The 24109-nt window shown below is 72.5% G+C and carries 26 protein-coding genes and 2 tRNA genes; 16 read left to right on the forward strand and 12 right to left on the reverse strand.

Annotated elements, in window-relative coordinates; all coding sequences use genetic code 11:
* Positions 1-27: 27 nt before the first annotated feature.
* The 7 genes from dnaJ to era are packed head-to-tail and all read left to right on the forward strand — an operon-like array spanning position 28 to position 6308.
* The gene (gene dnaJ / locus KSED_RS05715) at positions 28-1158 is read left to right on the forward strand and encodes a molecular chaperone DnaJ (protein ID WP_015779154.1); all 1131 of its coding nucleotides are present in this window, start codon (positions 28-30) and stop codon (positions 1156-1158) included.
* Positions 1158-1919 carry a 16S rRNA (uracil(1498)-N(3))-methyltransferase gene (locus tag KSED_RS05720; protein WP_015779155.1) on the forward strand — a complete coding sequence of 254 codons (762 nt, stop codon included), beginning with the start codon at positions 1158-1160 and terminating at the stop codon, positions 1917-1919. Before dnaJ ends, KSED_RS05720 begins: the two co-directional genes overlap by 1 nt.
* A gap of 47 nt (positions 1920-1966) precedes the next feature.
* Complete coding sequence (locus KSED_RS05725) at positions 1967-2314, forward strand: histidine triad nucleotide-binding protein (RefSeq protein WP_015779156.1); 348 nt, start codon at positions 1967-1969, stop codon at positions 2312-2314.
* A 40-nt stretch (positions 2315-2354) separates the two neighbouring features.
* Positions 2355-3395, forward strand: coding sequence for a PhoH family protein (locus tag KSED_RS05730; protein ID WP_015779157.1), 1041 nt, complete (start codon positions 2355-2357; stop codon positions 3393-3395).
* A complete protein-coding gene (gene ybeY, locus KSED_RS05735) occupies positions 3392-3892 on the forward strand; it encodes an rRNA maturation RNase YbeY (RefSeq protein WP_015779158.1) in 501 nt (166 codons plus the stop codon). Before KSED_RS05730 ends, ybeY begins: the two co-directional genes overlap by 4 nt.
* Positions 3892-5379 carry a hemolysin family protein gene (locus KSED_RS05740; RefSeq protein WP_015779159.1) on the forward strand — a complete coding sequence of 496 codons (1488 nt, stop codon included), beginning with the start codon at positions 3892-3894 and terminating at the stop codon, positions 5377-5379. The genes ybeY and KSED_RS05740 overlap by 1 nt, the downstream gene beginning before the upstream one ends.
* Complete coding sequence (gene era / locus KSED_RS05745; protein WP_015779160.1) at positions 5376-6308, forward strand: GTPase Era; 933 nt, start codon at positions 5376-5378, stop codon at positions 6306-6308. Before KSED_RS05740 ends, era begins: the two co-directional genes overlap by 4 nt.
* A gap of 56 nt (positions 6309-6364) precedes the next feature.
* On the opposite strand, the gene KSED_RS05750 is transcribed toward era, so the two are convergent.
* Complete coding sequence (locus KSED_RS05750; RefSeq protein WP_041290878.1) at positions 6365-7015, reverse strand: alpha-ketoglutarate-dependent dioxygenase AlkB; 651 nt, start codon at positions 7013-7015, stop codon at positions 6365-6367.
* Positions 7016-7078: 63 nt separating this feature from the next.
* On the opposite strand from KSED_RS05750, the gene recO reads away from it, so the two are divergent.
* Both recO and KSED_RS05760 read left to right on the forward strand, forming a co-directional pair.
* The gene (gene recO, locus KSED_RS05755) at positions 7079-7918 is read left to right on the forward strand and encodes a DNA repair protein RecO (protein ID WP_015779162.1); all 840 of its coding nucleotides are present in this window, start codon (positions 7079-7081) and stop codon (positions 7916-7918) included.
* A gap of 1 nt (position 7919) precedes the next feature.
* Positions 7920-8714, forward strand: a complete 795-nt coding sequence (locus KSED_RS05760) for an isoprenyl transferase (RefSeq protein ID WP_015779163.1) — start codon at positions 7920-7922, stop codon at positions 8712-8714.
* Here KSED_RS05760 and KSED_RS05765 read toward each other — a convergent pair.
* From KSED_RS05765 to KSED_RS05780, 4 genes are read right to left on the reverse strand one after another with little or no spacing between them, the layout of a single operon-like run.
* Positions 8687-9076 carry a Fur family transcriptional regulator gene (locus tag KSED_RS05765; RefSeq protein WP_015779164.1) on the reverse strand — a complete coding sequence of 130 codons (390 nt, stop codon included), beginning with the start codon at positions 9074-9076 and terminating at the stop codon, positions 8687-8689. The genes KSED_RS05760 and KSED_RS05765 overlap by 28 nt on opposite strands.
* Positions 9073-10065 carry a metal ABC transporter permease gene (locus KSED_RS05770; protein WP_015779165.1) on the reverse strand — a complete coding sequence of 331 codons (993 nt, stop codon included), beginning with the start codon at positions 10063-10065 and terminating at the stop codon, positions 9073-9075. The genes KSED_RS05765 and KSED_RS05770 overlap by 4 nt, the downstream gene beginning before the upstream one ends.
* Positions 10058-10744 carry a metal ABC transporter ATP-binding protein gene (locus KSED_RS05775; protein ID WP_015779166.1) on the reverse strand — a complete coding sequence of 229 codons (687 nt, stop codon included), beginning with the start codon at positions 10742-10744 and terminating at the stop codon, positions 10058-10060. The genes KSED_RS05770 and KSED_RS05775 overlap by 8 nt, the downstream gene beginning before the upstream one ends.
* On the reverse strand, positions 10741-11760 hold the full coding sequence (locus tag KSED_RS05780) for a metal ABC transporter substrate-binding protein (RefSeq protein WP_015779167.1): 1020 nt from the start codon (positions 11758-11760) through the stop codon (positions 10741-10743). The genes KSED_RS05775 and KSED_RS05780 overlap by 4 nt, the downstream gene beginning before the upstream one ends.
* Before the next feature lie 60 nt (positions 11761-11820).
* On the opposite strand from KSED_RS05780, the gene KSED_RS05785 reads away from it, so the two are divergent.
* Positions 11821-13227: a glycine--tRNA ligase gene (locus KSED_RS05785; RefSeq protein WP_015779168.1), complete on the forward strand. Its 1407-nt coding sequence runs from the start codon at positions 11821-11823 to the stop codon at positions 13225-13227.
* Between the two features lie 112 nt (positions 13228-13339).
* Here the strand turns inward: KSED_RS05785 and KSED_RS05790 are convergent, their stop codons facing one another.
* A complete protein-coding gene (locus KSED_RS05790) occupies positions 13340-13960 on the reverse strand; it encodes a LysE/ArgO family amino acid transporter (protein ID WP_015779169.1) in 621 nt (206 codons plus the stop codon).
* Between the two features lie 80 nt (positions 13961-14040).
* Between KSED_RS05790 and KSED_RS05795 the strand changes: the two genes are divergently transcribed.
* Together KSED_RS05795 and dusB are read left to right on the forward strand one after the other, a co-directional pair.
* Positions 14041-14982 (forward strand): ArgP/LysG family DNA-binding transcriptional regulator, encoded by a 942-nt coding sequence (locus tag KSED_RS05795; RefSeq protein ID WP_015779170.1) that lies wholly within the window; start codon positions 14041-14043, stop codon positions 14980-14982.
* The gene (gene dusB / locus KSED_RS05800) at positions 14979-16238 is read left to right on the forward strand and encodes a tRNA dihydrouridine synthase DusB (RefSeq protein WP_015779171.1); all 1260 of its coding nucleotides are present in this window, start codon (positions 14979-14981) and stop codon (positions 16236-16238) included. Before KSED_RS05795 ends, dusB begins: the two co-directional genes overlap by 4 nt.
* A 21-nt stretch (positions 16239-16259) precedes the next feature.
* On the opposite strand, the gene KSED_RS15645 is transcribed toward dusB, so the two are convergent.
* The 3 genes from KSED_RS15645 to KSED_RS05815 all read right to left on the reverse strand — a co-directional run bounded on the left by KSED_RS15645 (position 16260) and on the right by KSED_RS05815 (position 18744).
* Positions 16260-17183: a sulfurtransferase gene (locus KSED_RS15645; protein WP_015779172.1), complete on the reverse strand. Its 924-nt coding sequence runs from the start codon at positions 17181-17183 to the stop codon at positions 16260-16262.
* Positions 17184-17213: 30 nt separating this feature from the next.
* Positions 17214-18242, reverse strand: coding sequence for an aldo/keto reductase family protein (locus KSED_RS05810; RefSeq protein ID WP_015779173.1), 1029 nt, complete (start codon positions 18240-18242; stop codon positions 17214-17216).
* A 67-nt stretch (positions 18243-18309) separates the two neighbouring features.
* Entirely contained in the window at positions 18310-18744 is a 435-nt protein-coding gene (locus KSED_RS05815; protein WP_015779174.1) for a DUF4282 domain-containing protein, read from the reverse strand.
* Between the two features lie 123 nt (positions 18745-18867).
* On the opposite strand from KSED_RS05815, the gene KSED_RS05820 reads away from it, so the two are divergent.
* The 3 genes from KSED_RS05820 (at position 18868) to KSED_RS05830 (ending at position 22287) form a co-directional block, all read left to right on the forward strand.
* The gene (locus tag KSED_RS05820; RefSeq protein WP_015779175.1) at positions 18868-20196 is read left to right on the forward strand and encodes a deoxyguanosinetriphosphate triphosphohydrolase; all 1329 of its coding nucleotides are present in this window, start codon (positions 18868-18870) and stop codon (positions 20194-20196) included.
* The gene (gene dnaG, locus KSED_RS05825; RefSeq protein ID WP_015779176.1) at positions 20196-22154 is read left to right on the forward strand and encodes a DNA primase; all 1959 of its coding nucleotides are present in this window, start codon (positions 20196-20198) and stop codon (positions 22152-22154) included. Before KSED_RS05820 ends, dnaG begins: the two co-directional genes overlap by 1 nt.
* A 60-nt stretch (positions 22155-22214) precedes the next feature.
* Positions 22215-22287 (forward strand) — tRNA-Asn (locus tag KSED_RS05830).
* Between the two features lie 114 nt (positions 22288-22401).
* Here KSED_RS05830 and KSED_RS05835 read toward each other — a convergent pair.
* The gene (locus KSED_RS05835; RefSeq protein WP_015779177.1) at positions 22402-23505 is read right to left on the reverse strand and encodes a glycosyltransferase; all 1104 of its coding nucleotides are present in this window, start codon (positions 23503-23505) and stop codon (positions 22402-22404) included.
* A gap of 67 nt (positions 23506-23572) precedes the next feature.
* On the opposite strand from KSED_RS05835, the gene KSED_RS05840 reads away from it, so the two are divergent.
* A tRNA-Ile gene (locus KSED_RS05840) sits at positions 23573-23646 on the forward strand.
* Positions 23647-23703: 57 nt separating this feature from the next.
* Here the strand turns inward: KSED_RS05840 and KSED_RS14875 are convergent.
* Together KSED_RS14875 and KSED_RS14880 are read right to left on the reverse strand one after the other, a co-directional pair.
* Positions 23704-23874 carry a hypothetical protein gene (locus KSED_RS14875; protein WP_015779178.1) on the reverse strand — a complete coding sequence of 57 codons (171 nt, stop codon included), beginning with the start codon at positions 23872-23874 and terminating at the stop codon, positions 23704-23706.
* Between the two features lie 74 nt (positions 23875-23948).
* Entirely contained in the window at positions 23949-24101 is a 153-nt protein-coding gene (locus KSED_RS14880; RefSeq protein ID WP_015779179.1) for a hypothetical protein, read from the reverse strand.
* Positions 24102-24109: the final 8 nt, after the last annotated feature.

Here is a 24109-nt window from a genome sequence, read left to right on the forward strand (position 1 = left end):
CGCCGGCCGAGCCGGCGCGGAGAGCGCATGAACGACTACTACGAGATCCTCGGAGTCTCCCGCGACGCCACCGCGGAGGACATCAAGCGTGCCTACCGCAAGAAGGCCCGCCACCTGCACCCGGACGTCGCGCCGGGCAAGGAGGACGAGTTCAAGCTCGTCGGGCAGGCCTACGACGTGCTGGGCGATGCGGACAAGCGCATGGCCTACGACCGCGGGGCCGACCCGTACGGGGACCCGACCGCGGGCTTCGGCGGCGCTGCCGGTGGGGCGTTCACCTTCAGCGACATCATGGACGCCTTCTTCGGCGGGCAGGGCGCCACCGCGGGGCCGCGTTCCCGGCAGCAGCCCGGTCAGGACGCCCTGGTGCGCCTGGACGTCCCGCTGCGCACGGCCGTGTTCGGCAACACCGAGGAGCTCACCGTGGAGACCGCGGTGCTGTGCTCCACCTGCGACGGCGCCGGCGCCTCGCCGGGCACCGGTACGCGCACCTGCGACGTCTGCCGCGGCCAGGGCCACGTCCAGCAGGTGCAGCGCTCCTTCCTGGGCCAGGTCATGACCACGCGCCCCTGCGGCGCCTGCCAGGCCACCGGCGAGATCATCGAGAACCCCTGCACCGACTGCCGGGGCGACGGCCGGGTGCGGGAGCGCCGCACGCTCAAGGTCAAGGTGCCCGCCGGCGTCGACACCGGCACCCGCATCCAGCTGGCGGGCCAGGGCGAGGTCGGCCCCGGCGGCGGCCCGGCCGGCAGCCTCTACGTCGAGGTCAACGTGCTGGCGGACGACACGTGGACCCGTGAGGGCGACGACCTGCACTGTTCCGTGGAGCTGCCGATGACGGCCGCTGCCCTGGGTACCGAGGCCCAGGTGGAGACCTTCGACGGCACCGAGAAGGTGGACATCCCGGCCGGCACCCAGCACGGCGCCGTGTTCACCCTCCGGGGTCTGGGCGTGGGGCACCTGCGCCGGGACGGCCGCGGCGACCTGCACGTGCATGCCAACGTGGTCACGCCGACCCGCCTGGACGGCCGCCAGAAGGACCTGCTGCGCGAGCTCGCGTCGCTGCGCGGTGAGGAGCAGGCCACCGGCACCGTCACCTCCATGGACCAGCACGGGGGCTTCTTCGGACGCCTGCGGGACGCCTTCTCGGGCCGCTGATGACGCTTCCCCTCTTCGTGGCCGATGGGCCCCTGGCGCCGGTGGGCGGGTCGCTGGTGCTCACCGGTGAAGAGGGACGGCACGCCGCCACCGTCCAACGCATCGCGGTGGGCGAGCAGGTGCTGGTCACCGACGGTGCGGGGGCCGGTGTGCGGGGCGAGGTCCTCGCCACCGCGAAGGACCGGCTCGAGCTGCGCGTCCTGGAGGAGCTCGCCGAGCCGGAGCCCCGCCCGCGGCTGGAGCTCGTGCAGGCCCTGGCCAAGAGCGGCCGCGCTGAGCAGTCGATCGAGACCAGCGTCGAGATCGGGGTCGACCACGTCCTGCCCTGGGAGGCCGAGCGCAGCATCAGCCGGTGGTCCGGCCCCAAGGCCGCCAAGGGGCGGGCGAAGTGGGCCGGCGTGGTCCGCGCAGCCACCAAGCAGTCGCGACGCCTCCGCGAGGCCGAGGTGGCCGAGCTGGTCTCCAGCGCGGGCCTGGCCCGCCGCATCGAGGAGGGCGCGCGGGAGGGCGAGCTGACGCTCGTGCTCCACGAGGTGGCCACCGACCGCCTGCTCCCGGTGCTCACGGGCCTGGTGGGTGACGGCCCCGTGCCGCCGGTGGTGCGGGTCGTGATCGGCCCCGAGGGCGGCATCAGCCCCCGGGAGCTCGAGCTGTTCACCGAGGCCGGTGGTCACCCGGTGCTGCTGGGGCCGCACGTCCTGCGGACCTCGTCAGCCGGCCCGGTGGCCCTGTCGCTCGTCGCCGGCGCGCTGCGTTGGTGACCCGGGCCAGCGCCGCGTCCGGGGCCGGCTCGCACTAGGCTCGGCCCATGACTGACGCCGACTGCCTCTTCTGCAAGATCGTGGCCGGGGAGATCCCCAACGACACCGTCACCGAGACCGAGGACGTGCTGGCCTTCCGGGACATCTCGCCCAAGGCACCGGTCCACGTGCTGGTGGTGCCCAAGCAGCACAGCACCCACGCCGGTGAGATGGCCGGGTCCGAGCCGGAGCTGCTCGCGGAGGTGATGCGGGTGGGCGCCGACGTCGCCCGCTCCGAGGGCGTCGCGGAGTCCGGCTACCGCTTCGTGTTCAACTGCGGTGGCGACTCCGGCCAGGAGGTCTTCCACACCCACCTGCACGTACTGGGTGGACGCCCGCTCAGCATGGCGGTGTGACCCGGGTCCTGTCGGTGGCGGGCCGTAGACTGGCCCCACGATGAGCAACGACCCCCAGCAGACCCACGCCCCGGCACGAGCCGCCTCGGGTGAGCCCACCACGAGTTCCACCATCACCCTTCCCGAGGGCATCTCGATCGTGACCCTGTGGGGTCCGCAGGACGAGTTGCTCCGCACCATCGAACGCGCCTTCCCCCACGTCGAGCTGCTGGCCCGCGGTGATGAGCTGCACCTGTCCGGCCCCGTGGCCGAGGTCTCGCTGGTGGAGCGGGTGGTGGAGGAGATGCTCGTGATGGTGCGTGCAGGCCACCCCCTCACCGCCGATGCGGTGGAGCGCTCGATCGGCATGCTGCGGGCGCGAACGGCGGAGCGCCCCGCGGACGTCCTCACGCAGAACATCATCAGCAGCCGCGGCCGGACCATCCGCCCCAAGACGCTCGGGCAGAAGCAGTACGTGGACGCGATCGACGGGCACACCATCGTGTTCGGCCTCGGCCCGGCGGGCACGGGCAAGACCTACCTGGCCATGGCCAAGGCCGTGGCGGCCCTGCAGGCCAAGGAGGTCAGCCGCATCATCCTGACCCGTCCGGCGGTCGAGGCCGGCGAGCGACTGGGCTTCCTGCCCGGCTCCCTGAACGAGAAGATCGACCCCTACCTCCGCCCCCTGTACGACGCCCTGCACGACATGGTGGACCCGGACTCGATCCCGCGGCTGATGGCCTCGGGCACCATCGAGGTCGCCCCCCTGGCCTACATGCGCGGTCGCACGCTCAACGACGCGTTCATCATCCTCGACGAGGCCCAGAACACCTCGCCGGAGCAGATGAAGATGTTCCTCACCCGGTTGGGCTTCGGCTCCACGATGGTCGTCACCGGCGATACCACCCAGGTGGACCTGCCCGGCGGCACCCGCTCGGGGCTGGCCATCGTGCAGGAGATCCTCGCCGGGGTCGAGGACGTGCACTTCTCCCGCCTCACCAGCGTCGACGTCGTGCGCCACCGCCTGGTCTCCCGCATCGTGGAGGCCTACGGCGAGTGGGACGCCAGCCAGCAGGGCTCCCGGGGCACGGGGCGCGCATGACGATCGAGGTCCTCGTCGAGGACGACCCCCTGACGGACCCGGACGACGTCGTGGCCGCGGCGCAGTTCGCCATGGACACCCTCCACGTGAACCCGGCGGCGGAGCTGTGCATCCGCTTCGTCGACGCCGCCGCCATCGAGGTGCTCCACGAGCAGTGGATGGACCTGGCGGGCCCCACCGACGTCATGAGCTTCCCGATGGACGAGCTCCGCCCCGGCACGCCGGAACGGCCCTCCGAGCCCGGCGTCCTGGGCGACATCGTGCTGTGCCCCACGGTGGCAGCCGAGCAGGCCTCCCGCCTGGGCCACCCGGTGGGGGAGGAGCTGCTCATGCTGACCGTGCACGGTGTGCTGCACCTGTTGGGCTACGACCACGCGGACCCGGACGACGAACGAGAGATGTTCACGCTGCAGGCCGAGCTGTTGACCGCGTACCTCGCCGGTTCCGGCCGGACGACGACGGCCGCGCCCCGACCGGGTGCAGGAGGAGAGCGCTGATGCTGGGTTGGATCCTGGGGGCGGCGCTGGTCTTGGTCGCGTTGACCCACCTGATGACGATGGCCGAGGCGGCGCTGCAGCGCATCAGCAAGCGCCACGCCGAGTCGCTGGCCCAGGAGGGCCGGCCCGGCGGCGATGCCCTGGCCCGCATCCTCGAAGACACCGCCACCCACATGTCGGTGGTGACCTTCCTGCGCGTGCTGGGCGAGTGCAGCGTGGCCGTGCTGCTGACGATCGCCGTCGACCGCTGGCTGGACCAGTGGTGGCTGGCCCTGCTGGTGGCGGTCCTGCTGGTGACGGTCGTGTCCTACGTCGTGCTGGGCGTCTCCCCGCGCACGCTGGGGCGGCAGAACGCCGAGGCCATCGCCCTGCGCGCCGCCCCGGTGGTGGCCCGCGCCCGCACCGTCCTCGGCCCGCTGTCCAAGGCCCTCATCGTGGTCGGCAACGCCGTGACGCCGGGCAAGGGCTTCGCCGAGGGGCCGTTCGAGAACGAGGCCGAGTTCCGCGACATGGTGGACCTCGCCGGCGAGAGCTCGGTGATCGAGGCCGAGGAGCGGGAGATGATCCACTCCATCTTCGAGCTCGGTGACACCACGGCCCGACGGGTGATGGTGCCGCGCACCGACATGGTGGTCATCGAGGGCCACAAGCAGCTGCGCAAGGTGATGAGCCTCGCCCTGCGCTCGGGCTTCTCCCGCATCCTCGTGGTCGGGGAGGGCGGCACCGACGACATCCTGGGCGTCGTGCACTTCAAGGACGTGGTGCGTCGCGTGAACGCCGACCCCGCGGCGCGCGAGTCCCTCACCGCGGCCGAGGTCATGCGCGAGGCCACCTTCGTGCCCGAGAGCAAGAACGTCGACCAGCTCCTGCGGGAGATGCAGGTGAGCCAGACCCACCTGGTGGTCGTCATCGACGAGTACGGCGGGACGGCCGGACTGCTCACCATCGAGGACATCCTGGAGGAGATCGTCGGCGAGATCACCGACGAGCACGACCGCGAGACCGCCGAGTCGACGCAGCTCGAGGACGGCGCGTGGCGGGTGGCTGCCTCCATGGACGTGGACCACCTCGCCGACCTGTTCGAGGTGTCCTTCAGCGAGGAGGTCACCGAGGACGTGGAGACGGTTGGGGGACTGCTGGCGAAGCTGGTGGACCGCGTGCCGATCGTCGGGAGCACCGGCGACGTGGCCGGCATCCGCCTCACGGCCGAGCGTCTCTCGGGGCGTCGCCACCGCGTGGCCACGGTCATCGCCGAGTGGATCGGCCACGGCGGGCAGGTCGCGGAGCACGAGGCCGCCGCCGAGTCCGCGGCACCGGCGGAGGACGAGCAGCCCGAGGGCTCCGGGGCCCACGCCGCAGGACCCGTCCTGGACGAGGCCACCGCACCGGACATGCTGGACCAGCAGGACGACGACACCCCGGGCGGCCTGCTCCGGCTGGGCGCACCCGCCCGCCAGACCCGCCCCCTTGCCAAGGAGCACCCATGACGATCCCCGCAGGATTCCCCGACGACTTCCGGGCAGGCTTCGTCTGCTTCGTCGGCCGCCCCAACGCGGGCAAGTCCACGCTCACCAATGCGCTGGTGGGGCAGAAGATTGCCATCACCTCCAACAAGCCGCAGACCACGCGCCACACGGTGCGCGGCATCATCGGTGACGAGGCCAGCCAGATCGTGGTGGTCGACACCCCCGGTCTGCACAAGCCCCGCACCCTGCTGGGGCAGCGCCTCAACGACGTGGTGCGCGAGACGCTCCTGGACGTGGACGTCATCGGCTTCTGCATGCCGGCCGACCAGAAGCCGGGCCCGGGTGACAAGTACATCGCCGCCGAGCTCGAGGAGCTGCGCCGCGGGCGGCGCACGCCGATCATCGCCATCGCGACCAAGGCCGACCTCGTCTCCCGCGACCAGCTGGCTGAGCACCTCATGGCCATCGACCAGCTGGGCGACTTCGACGAGATCGTCCCCTGCTCGGCGGTCAACGGCGAGCAGCTCGACGTGGTCCGCCGCCTGATCACCGAGAAGCTCCCGCTCTCGCCGCCCCTCTACCCCGAGGACGTGCTCACCGACGAGCCGACCGACGTGATGATCGCCGAGCTCGTGCGCGAGGCGGCCCTGGAGGGCGTGCGCGACGAGATGCCGCACAGCCTGGCGGTGGTGGTCGAGGAGATGCTCCCGCGCGAGGACCGGCCCGCGGACAAGCCGCTCATGGACGTGCGGGTCAACGTCTTCGTGGAGCGCCCCAGCCAGAAGGCCATCATCATCGGCAAGGGTGGCTCGAGGCTCCGCGAGGTGGGCACCACGTCCCGCAAGGCCATCGAGGAGCTCCTTGGACAGCGGGTGCACCTGGACCTGCACGTCAAGGTGGCCAAGGACTGGCAGCGCGACCCCAAGCAACTGCAGCGCCTGGGTTTCTGAGCACCCGGCCACCCGGTGACGGGTCGGTTCTCCAAGAGGGGCCGCGAGGGGATGCCTCAGCGCACCCCGGCGGGCCGGAACTGGATGCTGACGCGGGGGCCCGTGCGGTGGTGTTCCTTGGGGACCGCGTGCTCCCAGGTGCGTTGGCAGGAGCCGCCCATGACCACGAGGTCGCCGTGGCCCACCTGCAGCGTGCGGGTGGCGCCGCCGCCCCGGGGGCGCAGCAGCAACCGGCGGGGTGCCCCGGTGGACAGGATCGCGACCAGGGTGTCGTGGGTCGCCCCACGGCCCACCCGGTCGCCGTGCCAGGCCACGGAGTCGTGCTCGTCGCGGTACAGGCAGAGCCCGGCGGTGGTGAAGGGCGGCGCGCCGGCCTCCGCCGCGTAGTGGGCCGTCAGGGCCTCGCGGGCCTCGCGCAGCACGGGGTGGGGCAGGGCCGCTCCCGGCCCGTAGAAGCGCAGCAGGCGCGGCGTGTCCACCACGCGGTCGTACATGCGCCGGCGCTCGGCCTGCCAGGGGACGGTGGTCACCAGCTCGGCGCACAGCTGTTCAGAGCCCGTCAACCACCCCGGCCGCACGTCCACCCACGCACCGTCGGTCAGGTGCTGCCGGACGACCGCGCCCGCCAGGGAGCGGAGTCCGAGCGTCGTCTCCTGGTCGAACAAGGACCCCTGGGTTGCGGCCGCCACCGCCTGTCGTACGAGCATGCGTGCAGACTAGTACACAGGGCCGAGAGCGTGCTCGGGCGACCCGCGCGGCACAATGGGGGAATGCCCCTCTACCGCGACGCCGCCATCGTGCTGCGCACGCACCCCCTGGGTGAGGCCGACCGCATCGTGACCCTCTTGGGCCACCAGCGGGGCAAGGTGCGGGCCGTGGCCAAGGGGGTGCGGCGCACGCGCTCCCGGTTCGGTGCGCGGCTCGAGCCGGCAATGGTGGTCGACGTGCAGTGCTACGAGGGCCGCACCCTCGACACGATCACCCAGGCCGAGGGGCTGGCGGCCTACGGCGAGGCGATCGCGCGGGACTACCCCCGGTGGGTCTGCTCCACGGTGATGTGCGAGACCGCTGACAGCCTGGTGGACGAGGGGGAGACCTCCCCGCAGCAGTTCCGCCTCCTGGCCGGGGCCCTGTCCGCCCTGGCAGTGGGCCAGTGGCCCGCCGACCTCCTGCTGGACGGGTACCTGCTGCGCGCCATGGCGATCGCCGGGTGGCCGATGATGGCGCGCGACTGTGCGCGGTGCGGCGCTCCCGGCCCGCACCGCGCGTTCCACGTGGCCGCCGGGGGAGCGGTGTGCCCCAGCTGCCGGACGGCCGGCGCCGAGGCCCCGCACCCGGACAGCTTCACGATGCTGCACGCGCTGGGGGAGTCCGACTGGGGCACGGTCCGTGGTCTGCTGGGTGGCGCCCGGTCCGATGCGTGCCGGCGCGAGGTGCACTCCCTGGTGACCGGGCACGTGCAGTGGCACACCGAGCGCAACGTCCGCTCGGTGCGGCACCTGGACCTGGAGGACCTGCTCTCCCGCGAGCCCAGCAGCGGACCCGCGGCCGCCCCCGACCAGACAGCCCCCGACCAGCCCGTCCCGTCCCACACCACCCCCGGAGCCTGAGATGTCCCACGCCGACCCCTACCCCCACCCCTCGGGGGCCCGCCCGCCCGCGCTGGCCCCGCAGGAGCTGCCGCAGCACGTGGCGGTGGTGATGGACGGCAACGGTCGCTGGGCCAACGAGCGCGGGTTGCCGAGGACCGCGGGCCACGAGGCGGGGGAGGCCGCGCTGCTGGACGTGGTGGCCGGGGCGATCGAGGCCGGCGTGCCGAACCTGTCGGCCTACGCGTTCTCCACCGAGAACTGGCGTCGGTCGCCCGAGGAGGTGCGTTTCCTGATGGGCTTCAACCGTGCGGTGATCCGCCGCCGGCGAGACCAGCTGAACGCCTGGGGGGTGCGGATGCGGTGGATCGGCCGCCGCCCGCGGCTGTGGCGTGGGGTCATCAAGGAGCTCGAGGCCGCCGAGCAGATGACCCGTGACAACGACCGGCTCACCCTGTACTTCTGCGTGAACTACGGTGGGCGGGCCGAGCTCGTCGACGGGGTGCGTTCGATCGCGCAGGAGGTGGCGGCCGGTCGGCTGACCCCTGGCGGCATCACCGCAGCCACCATCACCAAGCACCTCTACGACCCCCGGATGCCGGACGTCGACCTGTTCCTGCGCAGTTCGGGCGAGCACCGCACCAGCAACTTCCTGCTGTGGCAGAGCGCCTACGCAGAGCTGGACTTCCCCGAGACCCTCTGGCCGGACTTCGACCGCCGCCACCTGTGGGCCGCGCTGGAGCGCTACGCCGGGCGGGACCGCCGGTTCGGGGGAGCGGTCGACCGCCCTCAGGAGCAGTCGGAGCAGCGTCCGTAGATCTCGATGGTGTGCGTGGGCTCGGTGAACCCGTGCTCTCGAGCGATGGTCTCGGTCCACTGCTCCACCACCGGCCCGTCGATCTCCACGGCCGTCCCGCACTCGCGGCAGAGCAGGTGGTGGTGGTGCTGCGGGGTCCTGCAGGCCCGGTAGAGCGACTCACCGGTCTCGGTGAGGATCGAGTCCACCTCGCCGGCCTCGTCGAAGGTCTGCAACGCCCGGTAGACGGTGGCCAGGCCGACCTTGTGGCCGTCGCGCCCCATCGCGGCGTGCAGTTCCTGGGCGGCCACGAAGTCCTCGCGGGCCGTGAGCGCCTCCAGGATGGCGAGCTGCTGGCGGGTGCGCCGCACGGCGGTGGTCATCGGGCCTCCTCGGCATCGAGCGGTCGTTCGTCGTAGTGCCCCGCGTGGGGGTGGTGCAGGTGGTCCCCGTGAAGGTAGTCCACGTGGTCGCCGTGGGGGACGGGGGTGTGGCCACAGTCCGGGTGGTGCTCGTGCTCGTGGTGCTCGTTGGTGGTGGCGCGCCGGTGGCGGCCGATGCGCACCCGGTGCATCACCTCGGTGGCGACGATCACCGCGGCGTAGATCGCCACGGTGACCAGCACGATGGTCCCTCCGGAGGGGAGGTCGTGGCTGTAGCTGAGGGTCACGCCGCCCACGGCCGAGACGGCACCGATGGCGATGGCGCACCACCACGCGGCCGCGAATCCGCGGGTGAGCCGCTGGGCCGCTGCGTTGGGCACCACCATCAGGGCCGAGATCAGCAGCAGCCCGACCACCCGCATCGACATCACGATCGTCACCGCCACCAGGGCGGACAGGAGCATGTTCAGCGCGGTCACCGGGAGCCCCTGGGAGCGGCTGTACTCCTCGTCCTGCGCCACGGCGAACAGCCGCGGACGCAGCAGCGTGGTGGCCGCCACCACCACCAGCCCGAGGACGGCGAAGGTCACGAGGTCCGCGCGTGTGGTGGTGGTGATCGCACCGAACAGGTAGTTCTCCAGGCCTGCTCCACCTGCGGCCGGGCTGGTGCTCAGGAGCACCACACCCAGCGCGATGCCCGCGTGCAGCATCAGCGCGATCACCACGTCGCTGCCGGTTCCGCCGCGCGCGCGGAGCGTCTCGATGAGGAGGGCCGCGGCGACCGCGACCACCAGGGCCGACCAGACGGGCTGCGTGTGCATCACCAGCCCGATGCCGACGCCGGCCAGGGCCACGTGGCCCAGCGCGTCGCCGATCATGCTCAGCCCGCGCTGCACGATGAAGATGCCCACCATGGGGGCGACGACGCCGACGAGCAGCGCGGCCAGGAGGGCGCGCTGCATGAACTCGAACTGGAGCATCTCAGCCATGCGGGGCCTCCATCGCGCGGTCGTCGGTCAGGCGCCCCCCGGTCAGGGTGAGTACACGGTCCAGGGCGTCGGCCAGGGGGTCCAGCTCGTGCGTGACCACCAGCATCGTCAACCCTCCCTGGCCCAGTCGCCGCAGCAGGTGGGCCAGCAGGCGCTGGTTGGCCAGGTCGACCCCGGCGGTCGGCTCGTCCAGGATCACCAGGTCCGGCTGGCTCACCAGGGCCCGGGCCAGCAGGGCCCGCCGACGTTGACCCCCGGAGAGGTCGGCGAGGTTGTGGTGCAGGCGGTCGTCGAGCCCGACGTCCGCCGCCGCGCGCGCCGTTGCCTCCCGGTCGGCGCGGCCGGGACGGCGCCACCAGGGGAGGGCGGGGACGCGCCCGGCCAGGATCACCTCGCCCACGGTGGCGTGGATCCGGTCGGCGACCGTGTGGTGCTGCGGGACGTAGCCGATGCGGGTGCGGTCCTGGAGCTGCCGCAGGGGCGTGCCCAGCAGGGTCGCCGTGCCGGCCAGGTGGTCGTTGAGCCCGAGCAGCCCCCGGGCCAGGGTGCTCTTGCCGGACCCGTTGGGGCCAGTCAGGGCCACGCTCTGCCCGGCAGGGATGCGGAGGTCCACCGGGCCGACAGCAGGGTGCCCGTCGTGCCCGTAGACCGCGCCGTCGAGTGTCAGGGCCTCTCTCATGCGCAGTCCTGGCCGGCCCGCAGGGTCTCCGCGTTCGCGCGCATCAGGCCCACGTAGTCCTCGGCGGCCGAGCTGTCCGACAGACCGGCCACCGGGTCGAGGACCTCCACCGTCGTCCCCGTCTCGGCAGCCAGTGCCTCGGCGTTGTCCTGCGGGGTCAGGGGCTCGGCGTAGATGGTGGTCACCCCGGCCTCCCGCACCACCCCGGTGAGCTCCGCCAGCCGAGCGGGGGAGACCTCTGCCCCGTTGGCGATCCCGGCCACCCCCATCTGGTGGAAGCCGTACCGCCCGCTGAACCAGGCGTAGGCCTCGTGCCCCACCACCAGGTCGGTGATCTCGCAGGAGGCAAAACCCTTCGCGAGCTCGTCATCGAGCGCCTCGAGCTCCTCGGCGTAGGCCTCGGCGTTGCGGCGGTAGTCGTCCGCGTGGTCCGGGTCCTGCTCGGCGAGCCGCTCCCCGGTCGCCCGGGCCGCCTTCGCGTAGGTGAGGGGGTCCAGCCAGAAGTGCGGGTCCACCCCGCCGTGGTCGTGGCCCTCGTGCCCGTGGTCCGCGTGGTCGTCGTGGCCCTCACCCTCGTCCTCGGCGTGGTCGTGCTCCTCGCCCTCGCCCTCGGCTTCACCCTCCGGAGGGCCGGCCTCGAGGTCCACGGCCTCGGCGACGTCCCAGGAGTGGTCACCGGCCACGGCGTCGACGGCGGAGTCCAGTGCGGGCTGCATGGTCTCCAGGTACACCACGAGGTCGGCCTCCTGCAGCTGCCCGGTGGACTTCGGGGTCATCTCCAGGTGGTGGGGATCGGTGCCCGAGGGAGTCACCTGGGTCACCTCGACGTGGTCGCCTCCCACCTTCTCCACCAGGTGGGTCAGCGGGAAGAGGCCGGTGGAGACCGCCATCGCCTGGCCGGCGTCGGACCCGCCGTCGGCCTCGTCGCCGCACCCCGCGAGCACGAGGGTCGCCGCGAGGGCGCCGGCCCCCCATCGCGACAGGGGGGAGGTGGGACGGAGTGAGTGACGGGGCATGACAATGATTCTCAGGTAGCCGAGAACTGTTGTCAAACTGCGGCCACGTACCCTGTGGCCATGGCCAAGAAGACCTCGATCGTCGACACCGTCGTCTCCCTCTGCAAGCGTCGCGGGTTCGTGTTCCCCACCGGGGAGATCTACGGCGGGACCCGCTCTGCCTGGGACTACGGTCCGCTGGGCGTGGCACTGAAGGAGAACATCAAGCGCCAGTGGTGGCGCACCATGGTGCAGATGCGCGACGACGTCGTGGGGCTCGACTCCGCCGTCATCCTGCCCACCGCGGTCTGGGAGGCCTCGGGGCACGTCGCCACCTTCACCGACCCGCTCACCGAGTGCCAGTCCTGCCACAAGCGCTTCCGCGCCGACCACCTCCAGGAGGCCGTCGCCGAGAAGAAGGCTGCCAAGGGGCAGGAGGTGGACCCCGATGACGTCTCCTTCGAGGACATCGCGTGCGCGAACTGTGGCACCAAGGGGGCGTGGACCGAGCCCAAGCAGTTCTCCGGTCTGCTCAAGACCTACCTCGGCGTCACCGAGGACGAGAGCGGCAAGCACTACCTGCGTCCGGAGACCGCCCAGGGCATCTTCACGCAGTTCGCCAACGTCATGACCACCTCGCGCAAGAAGCCCCCGTTCGGCATCGCCCAGGTGGGCAAGTCGTTCCGCAACGAGATCACGCCGGGCAACTTCATCTTCCGCACCCGCGAGTTCGAGCAGATGGAGCTCGAGTACTTCGTGGCCCCGGCCGAGGCGCCGAAGTACTTCGACGAGTGGCTCGAGGTCTGCGAGAAGTGGTTCCTCGACCTGGGCATCACCCCGGAGAACATCCGCCGCTACGAGCACCCCGAGGACAAGCTGTCCCACTACTCCGACCGCACGATCGACCTCGAGTACCGCTTCGGCTTCTCCGGCTCGGAGTTCGGCGAGCTGATGGGTGTGGCCAACCGCACGGACTTCGACCTCTCGGTGCACGCCGAGGCCTCCGGGCAGGACCTGTCCTACTTCAACCAGGCGACCGGCGAGCGCTACGTGCCCTACGTCATCGAGCCCGCGTTCGGTCTCACGCGTGCGCTGATGGCCTTCCTCATCGACGCCTACACCGAGGACGAGGCCCCGAACGCCAAGGGCGGCATGGACAAGCGCGTCGTGCTCAAGCTCGACCCGCGCCTGGCCCCGGTGAAGGTGGCCGTGCTTCCGCTGAGCCGCAACGAGGAGCTCTCGCCGAAGGCGCGCGAGCTGGCGGCCCAGCTGCGCCAGTACTGGGACGTCGACTTCGACGACTCGCAGGCCATCGGCAAGCGCTACCGCCGCCAGGACGAGATCGGCACGCCGTTCTGCATCACGGTGGACTTCGACACCCTCGAGGACGATGCGGTGACGATCCGCGAGCGCGACACGATGAGCCAGGAGCGCGTGCCCCTGGACCAGGTACAGGGCTATCTCGCGCAGCGCCTCGTCGGCTGCTGAGCACGGACTGAGCAGGAGGGCCGCCGGGTGCACCACCCGGCGGCCCTCCTGCGTCCCGTCGCTCCGAGCGCCCCCGCCGGCGCGCTCCGCTGCGACGGCACCCGCGAGGTCCTCAGCGCAGCGCTAGGCCGATGCCCAGGGCGATCATGACCACGCCGATGAGGGTGTCGAACACCTGCCACGCGCGGGGGCGGGCGAACACCGGGGCCAGCCGCGCCGAGCCGAAGCCGAGGGCGCTGAACCAGGTGAAGCTCGCCAGGCACAGCCCCGTATAGTACCACCAGCGCCCGGTCTCGCCGTAGCCGTTGGCCAGACCGCCGAGGATCGTGATGTCCAGGTAGAGGTGCGGGTTGAGCCAGGTGAAGCCCGCCATCGTGAGCAGCGCGCGCCGCAGGCTGACGGTGGGGGCGCCGGTCGCGGCCGGGGCGGCGGTGAGGGACTCGGTGGACCGGGCGGCCCGCCACAAGCAGCTCAGGCCGTAGCCCACGAGGAAGATCGCCCCGCCCCAGCGGACGATGTCCAGCAGCGGTGGCCACCAGGTGAGGACGGCGCCCACGCCCAGGACGGCCCCGCCGATGAGGACGATGTCCGAGAGCGCGCACAGGGCAACCAGGGCCCCGACGTGCTCACGCAGCAGTCCCCGCCGCAGGAGGTAGGCGTTCTGCGCGCCGACGGCCGCGATGAGGCCGATGCCGGTGACCAGCCCGGTGCCCACGAGGGTGAGGATCTCCATGCCCGCGAGCCTAGGAAACACGACGGGCGACCAAGGCATCAGAATCATGAAGGATCCTGCGGGACCCTAAGATCATCTGCATGGACGTCCTCGACCCCGTCGGTCTGACCACCCTGCAGGCCGCCGTGCGGGAGGGCACCTTCGAGCGGGCCGCCAAGCACCTGAACGTGACCCCCTCGGCCGTCTCCCAGCGGATGCGGGCGCTCGAGTCGGCCGTCGGTGCCGTGCTGGTGAGCCGCACCAAGCCGATCCGGCCGACCTCGGACGGTGAGGTGCTGCTGTCGCTCGCGCTGCAGTGGTCCCTGCTGCGCCAGGAGGCGGTGGGCCAGCTCACCGCATCGCAGGTGCCGGGCGGCGGCGCGGGGGCCCGCCAGCGGATCACGGTGCCGATCGCCACCGGAGCCGATGCCCTCGCGCTGGTGCTCCTGCCGGCCATGGCGCAGCTGGAGCGCGAGGTGCCGGTCACCTTCGAGGTGTTCCGGGAGGACGACGCCCACTCGGTGGACCTGCTGCGCCAGGGCCGGGTGGTGTGTGCCCTGAGCTCCGACACCGTGCCGGTGCCCGGCCACCGCGCGCAGACCCTGGGGACCCTGCGCTACCTGCCGCTGGCCACGCCCGAGTACGTCGAGCGGTACCTGCCCGAGGGCCCCACCGCCGAGGCGCTGGCCGACGCGCCGGTGGTCTGCTTCGACCGCAAGGACGACCTGCAGCACGCCTACCTCCGGCGGCTGGTGGAGCAGGACCTCCGGCCACCGGTGACCTACGTCCCCGCGAACCGGGAGTTCGAGGAGGCGGTGCTGCTGGGGCTGGGCTGGGGCCTGGTGCCGCAGGGGCGGGTGGACGAGCACCTGGCCTCCGGGCAGCTGGTCCGCATCGGGCCGGGGTACCGGGACGTGCCGCTGGTGTGGCACCGCCCCCGCATCACCTCGGCCGTGCTGGACGCCCTGGGGGAGCGGCTGGCGGCCGTGGCCCTCGATGTCGTCCGCGGCGCCGAGGTCTGGGAGAATCGGCAGTCGCCATGACGACGACTCCCGCCACCACGCACCCCCCGCTGAGCTCCCCGGCCCACCCGACCGCACCGACGGCCGCCGGCCACCCCGTGCTGCCGCCGCTGCAGATCGGGCGCCTCACCATCGACTCCCCGGTGGTCCTGGCTCCGATGGCGGGCATCACCAACCGGGCCTTCCGCCGCCTGTGCCGGGAGTACGGGTCCGAGGGCCTCACGGCGGGCGGCGCCAGCGGGGCGAGCAGCCTGTACGTCTCGGAGATGATCACCACCCGCGCGCTGGTGGAGCGCACCCCCATCACCATGAAGCTGGTGGAGTTCGATGCCGAGGAGCAGCCGCGTTCCATGCAGCTCTACGGCGTGGACCCGGCCACGGTGCGGGCGGCGGCGCGGGACATCGTCGAGAACGACCGCGCCGACCACATCGACATGAACTTCGGCTGCCCCGTCCCCAAGGTCACCCGCAAGGGCGGGGGCGCGGCCATCCCGTGGAAGTCCACGCTGTTCCGCGACATCGTCCGCTCGGCGGTCGAGGAGGCCAGCAAGGCCGACATCCCGGTCACCGTGAAGATGCGCATCGGCATCGACGAGGACCACCACACGCACCTGGAGGCCGGCCGCATCGCGGAGGACATGGGGGCCGCAGCGGTGGCGCTCCACGCGCGGACGGCCTCCCAGGCCTACTCCGGGCAGGCCCGCTGGGGAGAGATCGCGCGCCTCAAGCAGACGGTCACCACCATCCCGGTGCTGGGCAACGGCGACATCTGGTCGGCCGAGGACGCGCTGCGGATGGTCGCCGAGACCGGGTGCGACGGGGTGGTCGTGGGCCGTGGCTGCCTGGGGCGGCCGTGGCTCTTCACCGACCTGGCAGCGGCCTTCGCGGGGTCCGACGCCCGGGTGACCCCCACCCTGCGCGAGGTCACGGCCACGCTGCGCCGCCACGCCGAGTACCTGGCGGACTTCCACGAGGACGAGAACCACGCCTGCCGGGACATCCGCAAGCACATCACCTGGTACCTCAAGGGCTTCCGCGTGGGCGGGGAGCTGCGCTCACAGCTCGGCCTGGTGAACTCCCTGGCGGACCTGGACGCCCTCATCGAGACCCTCGACCTGGACCAGGAGTGGCCCGCCGAGGCGGCGGACGGACCGCGCGGCCGCAAGGGGTCCGAGCGGCAGGTCGCGCTCCCCGAGAACTGGTTGGCCAGCCGTGAGGTGGACGAGACCTGGGCCCGCCGGTTGGCAGCGGCCGAGCTCTCGGTCGACGGCGGCTGAGCCACCGGGGAGCCCGGCGGCTCAGCCCCCCGGCCCCCCGGGCAGCGCGCCCGGCTGGTCGCCTTGAGCCAGCGGGCGGCGCGGGTCGCTGATCCAGTCGCTGAAGGACCCGGCGTACAGCTGGGGCTCCGGCGCCCCGGGGAACACCTGCCGGTGGGCCAGGGCGAGCTGGCAGGCCGTGATGCCCGAGCCGCAGGAGACCACCACCGCGGTGTCCGCACCCACTCCCGCCTCGGCGAACCGGGCCCGGACGGTCTCGGCCTCCCGCAGCCGGCCGTCGGCGTAGAGGCTGCCCACGGGCAGGTTCACCGCCCCCGGGACGTGCCCGCCCACCGGGTCGGGCCCCAGGTCCTCGCCGGCGTAACGCCGCGCCGGGCGGGCGTCCAGAAGCACCTCGTTCCTCGGCAGGCCCTGCTCCAGATCCGATGCGGTGCGCAGCGGCAGGACGTGCGGCGCCGGCTCCCCGGGGGGGTCCCCGGGGAGCCCCGCCCCAGGGTTCCTGCCGGGCCGCGGCGCCGGCGGGGGACCGGTCTCCACCGGCAGGCCGGCCTCCTGCCACGCCGCCAGCCCGCCGTCGAGCACCCGGACGTCCTGCAGCCCTGCATCCCGGAGCACCCACCACGCGCGCGCCGCGCCAGCGCCGTGGCCGGCATCCAGCAGCACCACCGGGGTGTCGTCCTCGATGCGGTGACCCGCCAGCCAGGCGCGGACCGCGCCGGTCGCCGGCAGGGGGTGGCGCCCGCCGCTGCCGTCAGCGGCGAGGGGGCCGGTGAGGACCTCCTCGAGATCGCAGAACAGGGACCCGGGCACGTGGCCGGCGGCGAAGCCACGCCTGTCCGCGCCACCCCCGAGGTCCCAGCGCACGTCCAGGACCGTGGGGCGGGCGCGGTCCTGGCGGGTGAGGAGCTCTGAAAGCTCCTCGGGGCTGGTCAGGGGTGTGGTCACGGGTGCTCCCGGGGACGACGGACGGGTGGGTCAGGCGAAGTCGCGCAGCCGGTGGGGGGAGACCGTCAGCGTCGGGTCGTCCTTGACGGCATCGCCCAGCACCTCGTCGACGCGGGCCACGAGGTCGTCCTCGAGCGTCACCTGCAGCGCCCGCACGTTGTCGGTCACCTGCTCGGGACGCGAGGCGCCCACGATGGCCGAGCAGACGTTCGGGTTGCGCAGGACCCAGGCCAGGGCCAGGTGGGAGAGCTTCATGCCGGCCTCGTCGGCCAGCGCCCCGACCTGCTGCACCTTCTCCAGCAGCGAGTCCTTCAGCAGGTGCTGCATGGAGCCGGAGACCTCGGCCGAGGCGGCGCGGCTGCCCTCGGGGGCCTGGGCGCCGGGCTGGTACTTGCCGGTGAGCACCCCCTGTGCGAGCGGCGACCACACGATCTGCTGGACGCCGAGCTCCTCACAGACGGGGACGACCTCCGGTTCGATGACGCGCCACAGGAGGTTGTACTGGGGCTGGTTGGAGACGAAGGGGATGCGCAGCTCCCGCGCCAGGGCATGGCCGCGGCGGATCTGGTCGGCGGTCCACTCCGAGACGCCCACGTAGTGCACCTTGCCCGCGTGGACGAGGTCGGCCAGGGCCTCCATCGTCTCCTCCAACGGGGTGTCGTGGTCGAAGCGGTGGCACTGGTAGAGGTCGACGTAGTCGGTGCCCAGACGGCGCAGCGACGCGTGGAGGGACTCGGTGACGTGCTTGCGTGACAGACCGTGGTCGTTCGGGCCGGCCTGGTCCTGGGGCGCGCCGTCGGGGCGAGTCGGCCAGAACACCTTGGTGGCGATCACCAGCCCCTCGCGGCGCTCACCGGCCAGCGCCTTGCCGAGGACCCTCTCCGCCTCGGTGTTCGCGTAGGTGTCGGCGGTGTCGAAGGTGGTGATCCCGGCATCCAGGGCGGCCCGCACGCAGGCCTCGGCCTGCTCGGCCTCCACCTGGGAGGCGTGGGTCAACCAGTTGCCGTAGATGAGTTCCGAGACGCGCAGTCCACTGTGTCCGAGGCGGGGGTATTCCATGGCCCCAACCTAGTGCGCCCCCGCCGTGAGGGCGAGGGCGCAGCAGGGTGGATCGGGATCGGTGCGGTCAGTCGCGACGCCGCATCGCCGCGACGTCCTCGGCCACGCGCACCAGGGCGACGGTTGCCTCGAGGCTCACCCGGACCAGGATGATGTAGAGCAGCGCCACGAAGGGGCTGACGACCAGCATCAGCAGCCCGACGAAGAGCGACCCGTCCTCGCCGCTGAACATCATCACGATGCTGGCGATCGCCCAGAAGAGCAGGCCGACCAGGATGAGGGCCACGGCCAGCACGTACACGACGCTGGCGACCTTCGGGGTGACGAACTTGGTGAAGCGGATGTCGGTGAGCGACGAGAAGAAGCCGCTCTCCCGGTTGAACGAGTTGCCGAAGCGGTTGTTCGGCGCGCCGGGGCCGGCGGGCGGCTGGCCGCCGGGGTTCCAGGTGGACGGGTTCTGGCTGTTGCCGGTCGCGTACGGGTCGGGCTGCTGGGTGGACATGGGATCCCCTGTCGTCGGGCGGGGCACCGGTGGCCCCACGGTGTGCGTCACCGCAGTGTTGCAGGACCCGGGGCCGGGTGCGCACGGGGTCCGTGGGTGCCACCGGCTACCGTTCGCAGCGTGATGTCCTCAGAGCAGTCCTCCCGCTGGGTTCCGCCCCGCACGGACGCCCCGGCCGGGGTGGCGCCGGTCGAGGCCTACTCCGCCCACGACCGGCAGCGGTGGGAGAGCGAGGACCCCGCCCGCAAGCGCGCCGACCGCGACGACTTCGCCCGGGACCGCGGCCGCATCATCCACGCCGCGAGCCTGCGGCGCCTGTCCGCGAAGACGCAGGTGATGCAGTCGGGCATGGACGACGTGGTGCGCAACCGCCTGACGCACAGCCTGGAGGTCGCCCAGATCGGCCGGGAGATGGCTGTCTCCCTGGGGTGCAACCCCGACGTCGTCGATGCGGCGTGCCTCGCCCACGACCTCGGTCACCCGCCCTTCGGGCACAACGGGGAGGACGCGCTCGCGGACGTGGCCCACGAGATCGGCGGCTTCGAGGGGAACGCGCAGTCGCTGCGTCTGCTGACCCGCCTGGAGGCCAAGCGCTTCCGCGCCGACGGCCGCAGCGTGGGGCTCAACCTCACACGGGCCACCCTCGATGCGGTGGTCAAGTACCCGTGGCTGCGGGGGGAGGGCCCGGCGGGCACGCCCAAGTACAACGCCTACGCCGACGACGCCGAGGTGTTCGCGTGGATCCGCCAGGGCGAACCGGCGGCTGGTCGCCGATGCCTGGAGGCCCAGGTGATGGACCTGGCCGACGACGTGGCCTACAGCGTGCACGACGTCGAGGACGCGATTACCTCCGGCCACCTGGACGTGGCGGCCCTGCGGGACCCGGCGGAGGTCGCCTCGGTGGCCGCCAACGCCGCTCGCACGTACGCGGTGGGCCTGCCCGCGTCCCACCTGGTGGGCGCGATGGAGCGGCTGACCTCCAGCGGTGTGGTGCCCGTCTCCTACGACGGCACCCGTCGCGACCTGGCGCGGCTGAAGGACATGACGAGCACCCTCATCGGGCACTTCGTGCAGGAGGTCACCGACGCCACCCGGGTGCAGCATCCACAGGCGACCCTGACTCGCTTCGACGCTGACCTGGTCGTCCCCAGCGAGATCCTGGCCGAGATCGCCATGCTCAAGGCAGTGGCGTACACCTACATGATGAACACCGAGCACCGGCTGGAGCTGATGGAGCGGCAGCGCACTGCCCTCCAGGAGCTCGTGGACATGTGGTGGCAGCACCCTGACCGCATGGACGCGCAGTACCTGGAGGACCACCGGGAGGCGGAGCAGCGGGGCGACGAGGCAGCGGCCCGGCGGGCCGTGGTCGACCAGGTGGCCTCGCTCTCGGACGGGCGGGCCTGGCTGGAGCACCACCGCTGGTGCCGGCACGGCGGGGGACCAGTCTGATGGCGGGGCTCATCCGCTCCGAGGACATCCAGGCGGTCAAGGAGCGCACCTCGCTGGAGGACGTCGTGCGGGAGCACGTGACGCTCCGGACGGCCGGCGTCGGCTCGCTGAAGGGTCTGTGCCCCTTCCACGACGAGAAGACGCCCAGCTTCCAGGTGCGCCCGGCCGTCGGGCACTGGCACTGCTTCGGGTGCGGCGAGGGCGGTGACGTCATCGAGTTCGTGCAGAAGATCGACCACCTGTCCTTCGCCGAAGCGGTGGAGCGGCTGGCGGGGCAGCTCGGCATGGAGCTGCGCTACGAGGAGGGCAAGGGCCCGCAGCGCGAGGGCGGGCTGGGTCGCCGCGCCCGGTTGGTGGAGGCCCACCGCGCGGCCGAGCAGTTCTACCACCAGCAGCTGCTGGGCGCCCGCGAGGCCCGCCCGGGCCGTGACTTCCTGCGCGCCAAGGGTTTCGGGTCGGGGGAGGCCGCCCACTTCGGAGTGGGGTTCTCCCCGCGCACCGGCTCGGCCCTCTACGAGCACCTGCGGGCGGGCGGGTTCACCGACGAGGAGCTGCTGACCGCGGGCCTGGCCGGGCGCAGCAGCCGGGGCATGTACGACCGTTTCCGCGGGCGGGTCATGTGGCCCATCCGCGACATCACCGGTGACACGGTCGGGTTCGGCGCCCGCCGCATCTTCGACGACGACCGGATCGCGGCCAAGTACCTCAACACCTCCGAGACGCCGATCTACACGAAGAACCAGGTGCTCTACGGGCTGGACCTGGCCAAGAAGGCGATGGCCCAGCAGCGCACCGCCGTCGTGGTGGAGGGCTACACCGACGTGATGGCCGCGCACCTCTCCGGGGTGGAGGTGGCCGTGGCCACCTGCGGCACCGCCTTCGGTGCCGAACACATCAAGGTGCTGCGCCGCATCCTGCGCGACGAGGCCAACCAGGCGCCGGCCCGGGTCGTGTTCACCTTCGACGGGGACGCCGCCGGCCAGAAGGCCGCCATGAAGGCCTACGAGACCGACCAGGCGTGGGCGAGCCAGTCCTACGTGGCCGTGGCCCCGGACGGGCTGGACCCCAACGACCTGCGGACCCAGCGCGGCTCCCAGGCGGTGCGCGCCCTCATCGAGGACGCCGTGCCGATGTTCGAGTTCGCCGTGCGCACCTCCATCGACCGCTACGACCTCGCCACCCCCGAGGGGCGGGTGGGCGCGATGCGGGCCGCGGCACCGATCATCGCTCGCATCCGCGACCGCTCCCTGCAGCCGGAGTACACGCGCACCGTCGCCGGGTGGATCGGGGTGGAGGTCGGCGACCTCTCCCGAGAGGTCGCGGCAGCCCGACGCAGTGGGGCGGGGCAGCCGTCCGCGCCCGGCCGCCCCGCGGCCCCGCCGCCCGTGGGCGGGGGGAGCGGCCGCGCAGCGGAGGGCGCCGGGGACGCACCCGGCGAGCTCGCTGAGCCGGCCGGTCCGCCCCCGTTGCCGCCGGTCGACCCCCGCAACCCCGACCACGCCGCCGAACGGCAGCTGCTCCAGGTGGTGCTGCAGTACCCGGGCTCGGTGACCGGGACGGAGCACTCCAGCCTGTCGGCCACCGCCTTCACCGCGCCCGCCCTGGCCCTGGTCCACGCGGCGATCACCGAGGCCGGCGGCATCGAGCGGGCGGTGACCCTCTCCCACGGCGCATGGGTGCAGCAGGTCCGTGACGCAGCGGACCCGCGGGTGCACGACCTGGTGGGGGAGCTGTCGGTGGCCGGACTCCCGGTGCGCATGAGCAACGGTCAACCGCCGGCCGGCTACGTGGAGGGCCTGGTGGCGCGGCTGCGCATCGTCGAGCTGAACCGCCTCATCGCCGACGCACTGGGGGCCCTGCAACGGCTGGGCGAGGGTGATGCGGAGCGCTCCCGGGAGATCGGTGTGCGCCTCCAGGGGTGGCAGCGGGAGCTGCAGCACCTGCGCGCCTCGCGGTGAGCGCCCCGGGTTGGACCCGGCGGCCCGGTGGTGTTATCGTTCACGCCGCTGTTGAAGCGATCCCCTGTAGCTCAATTGGCAGAGCATTCGGCTGTTAACCGGAGGGTTGTTGGTTCGAGTCCAACCGGGGGAGCACAGTCACAGAAGGCCGGTCACCCCCTGGTGACCGGCCTTCTGCGTGGGCGCGGGTCCGTCCCGGCACGGCGGCTCCCGGGGCGCTCAGCCGAGTGGGCGGCGCCCCGGGCGCTCAGCCGAGCTCGTGGTGGATGGCCAGCATCTGGGCGGCCGAGTCCGGCCAGTTGAAGCGCTCGGCCTGCGTGCGTGCGACGTCGGTGAGGTCGCCTCGGGCGAGGACCTCCTGGGCTGCGTCCGCGAAGGCCTCCGGGCGCGAGGGGGCCACGGCGCCGGCCGGGCCGACGACCTCGGCCAGGGCGCCCTCGTCCGGGCACACGACCGGGACGCCGCACGCGAGGGCCTCCAGCGCCGCGAGGCCGAAGGTCTCCACGGGGCCGGGGGAGATGGCCAGGTCGGCGCGCCCCAGCACGTCGGCGAGCTCGCGCCGGCCGGAGATGTACTCGTGGAAGGTGATCGGGAGGTCGGCGGAGGACTCCATGAGCTCCTCGCGCATCGGGCCGTGGCCGAGCACCGTGAGGTGGACGTCCACGCCGCGGCGCACGAGCTCGCGCACCGCATCGATGGACAGCCCCGGGTTCTTCTCCGGCGACAGGCGCCCACAGTGGACGACCTGCACCTGGCCCGGCGGGCGGGTCCGGCCATCCGGGGTGAGAGGGGAGCGCTCGGTGGGCGGCTGGAAGGACTCGAGGTCCACCCCGAGCGTCACCACCCGGGCGTCCGCGCCGAAGCGGCGCCACTCCGCGGCGGCGTAGTGACTGGGGCAGACGATGCGGTCGTAGTCGTTCGCGGACTTCCGGTTGATGAAGTCGGCGGTGCGCTCGGCGAGCGCCTCGGGGGAGTGCAGGCGGCGCACCAGGATGCCGGTCATGTTCTCGTGGCTGAGCATCACCGTCGGGATGCCCTGCTTGCGCGCCCACGGCCCGAGCCAGCGCAGGGTGGCGCGGTCGTGCACCTCGAGGCGGTCCGGTCCGATCTCGCGCAGCAGACGCGCGACCGGGCGCCGTGCCCACATCAGGGAGTATCCCGCGCCGGTGCCGGTGGCGGGCAGGTGGTGCACGTGTCCCTGGGCCTGCACCTCGTGGCGAGCGCCCGGCTCGGGGATCACCAGGTGCACCTCGTGGCCGGCGGCCCGGTACTCCTCACCCCAGTGGCGCAGCGCGGTACGGATGCCCCCGGAGGTGGGGCTCACGAAGTTGGCGATGCGGACGATGCGCACGGGGTGTTGGTCCTCTGGGTCGGGGGCAGCGCCGCACAGACTATCCTCGCCACGCCCCTCGGGGCCCGGGCCAGTAGCTCAGCCGGTCAGAGCAGCGGACTCATAATCCGTCGGTCGTGGGTTCAAGCCCCACCTGGCCCACCTGTGAACCGCATCGCCGCGTCGCCACCCTGGGCGCCGCCGGGCGGCGGGGTCCGGTCAGTCCCCGGCGCGGTCCCTGCCGAAGACCCCCACGGCGATCCAGGAGAGCGCGACCACGACGCCCCCGACGGAGGCCCACACCTGGCGGGCGTCGCCGATGAGGGCGAAGCCAGCGCCGTAGATCAGCGTGATGGCGAGGGCGAGAAAAGCAAGCAGCTGTCGGTTCATGGCCCCATGATGGCCCGCCGCCGACGGCAGGTGACCATGACCGGAGTCATGCTCTCGACGTGGCTTTCACAGGCTCAGCTGCTTGGGCGGAACTCCCGGAACGTCCCGCGCACGTCGACCTGGGAGCGGGAGAGCCACGGCGCTGCCGCCTGCTCCACCACGTACACGGTGTCCTCGCTCCAGCGCGTGCCCTCGGCCGGGGTGCTCGGCAACTCCTCCCAGGGCACCAACCACC

Origin of the sequence: Kytococcus sedentarius DSM 20547 (assembly GCF_000023925.1) — a bacterium.
Lineage (GTDB): Bacteria > Actinomycetota > Actinomycetes > Actinomycetales > Dermatophilaceae > Kytococcus > Kytococcus sedentarius.

Bases quoted from the DNA above. Each gene is read 5' to 3' on its own strand.
- KSED_RS05785 (WP_015779168.1), top strand. From the start codon at position 11,821: ATGGCCAAGAAGACCTCGATCGTCGACACCGTCGTCTCCCTCTGCAAG.
- KSED_RS05780 (WP_015779167.1), bottom strand. From the start codon at position 11,760: ATGCCCCGTCACTCACTCCGTCCCACCTCCCCCCTGTCGCGATGGGGG.
- KSED_RS05810 (WP_015779173.1), bottom strand. From the start codon at position 18,242: ATGGAATACCCCCGCCTCGGACACAGTGGACTGCGCGTCTCGGAACTC.
- KSED_RS05720 (WP_015779155.1), top strand. From the start codon at position 1,158: ATGACGCTTCCCCTCTTCGTGGCCGATGGGCCCCTGGCGCCGGTGGGC.
- KSED_RS05740 (WP_015779159.1), top strand. From the start codon at position 3,892: ATGCTGGGTTGGATCCTGGGGGCGGCGCTGGTCTTGGTCGCGTTGACC.
- KSED_RS05730 (WP_015779157.1), top strand. From the start codon at position 2,355: ATGAGCAACGACCCCCAGCAGACCCACGCCCCGGCACGAGCCGCCTCG.
- era (WP_015779160.1), top strand. From the start codon at position 5,376: ATGACGATCCCCGCAGGATTCCCCGACGACTTCCGGGCAGGCTTCGTC.
- KSED_RS05770 (WP_015779165.1), bottom strand. From the start codon at position 10,065: ATGGCTGAGATGCTCCAGTTCGAGTTCATGCAGCGCGCCCTCCTGGCC.
- KSED_RS05760 (WP_015779163.1), top strand. From the start codon at position 7,920: ATGTCCCACGCCGACCCCTACCCCCACCCCTCGGGGGCCCGCCCGCCC.
- KSED_RS05795 (WP_015779170.1), top strand. From the start codon at position 14,041: ATGGACGTCCTCGACCCCGTCGGTCTGACCACCCTGCAGGCCGCCGTG.
- KSED_RS05775 (WP_015779166.1), bottom strand. From the start codon at position 10,744: ATGAGAGAGGCCCTGACACTCGACGGCGCGGTCTACGGGCACGACGGG.
- dnaJ (WP_015779154.1), top strand. From the start codon at position 28: ATGAACGACTACTACGAGATCCTCGGAGTCTCCCGCGACGCCACCGCG.
- ybeY (WP_015779158.1), top strand. From the start codon at position 3,392: ATGACGATCGAGGTCCTCGTCGAGGACGACCCCCTGACGGACCCGGAC.
- KSED_RS05765 (WP_015779164.1), bottom strand. From the start codon at position 9,076: ATGACCACCGCCGTGCGGCGCACCCGCCAGCAGCTCGCCATCCTGGAG.
- dusB (WP_015779171.1), top strand. From the start codon at position 14,979: ATGACGACGACTCCCGCCACCACGCACCCCCCGCTGAGCTCCCCGGCC.
- KSED_RS05815 (WP_015779174.1), bottom strand. From the start codon at position 18,744: ATGTCCACCCAGCAGCCCGACCCGTACGCGACCGGCAACAGCCAGAAC.
- KSED_RS05820 (WP_015779175.1), top strand. From the start codon at position 18,868: ATGTCCTCAGAGCAGTCCTCCCGCTGGGTTCCGCCCCGCACGGACGCC.
- KSED_RS14875 (WP_015779178.1), bottom strand. From the start codon at position 23,874: ATGAACCGACAGCTGCTTGCTTTTCTCGCCCTCGCCATCACGCTGATC.
- recO (WP_015779162.1), top strand. From the start codon at position 7,079: ATGCCCCTCTACCGCGACGCCGCCATCGTGCTGCGCACGCACCCCCTG.
- KSED_RS05750 (WP_041290878.1), bottom strand. From the start codon at position 7,015: ATGCTCGTACGACAGGCGGTGGCGGCCGCAACCCAGGGGTCCTTGTTC.
- KSED_RS05725 (WP_015779156.1), top strand. From the start codon at position 1,967: ATGACTGACGCCGACTGCCTCTTCTGCAAGATCGTGGCCGGGGAGATC.
- dnaG (WP_015779176.1), top strand. From the start codon at position 20,196: ATGGCGGGGCTCATCCGCTCCGAGGACATCCAGGCGGTCAAGGAGCGC.
- KSED_RS05790 (WP_015779169.1), bottom strand. From the start codon at position 13,960: ATGGAGATCCTCACCCTCGTGGGCACCGGGCTGGTCACCGGCATCGGC.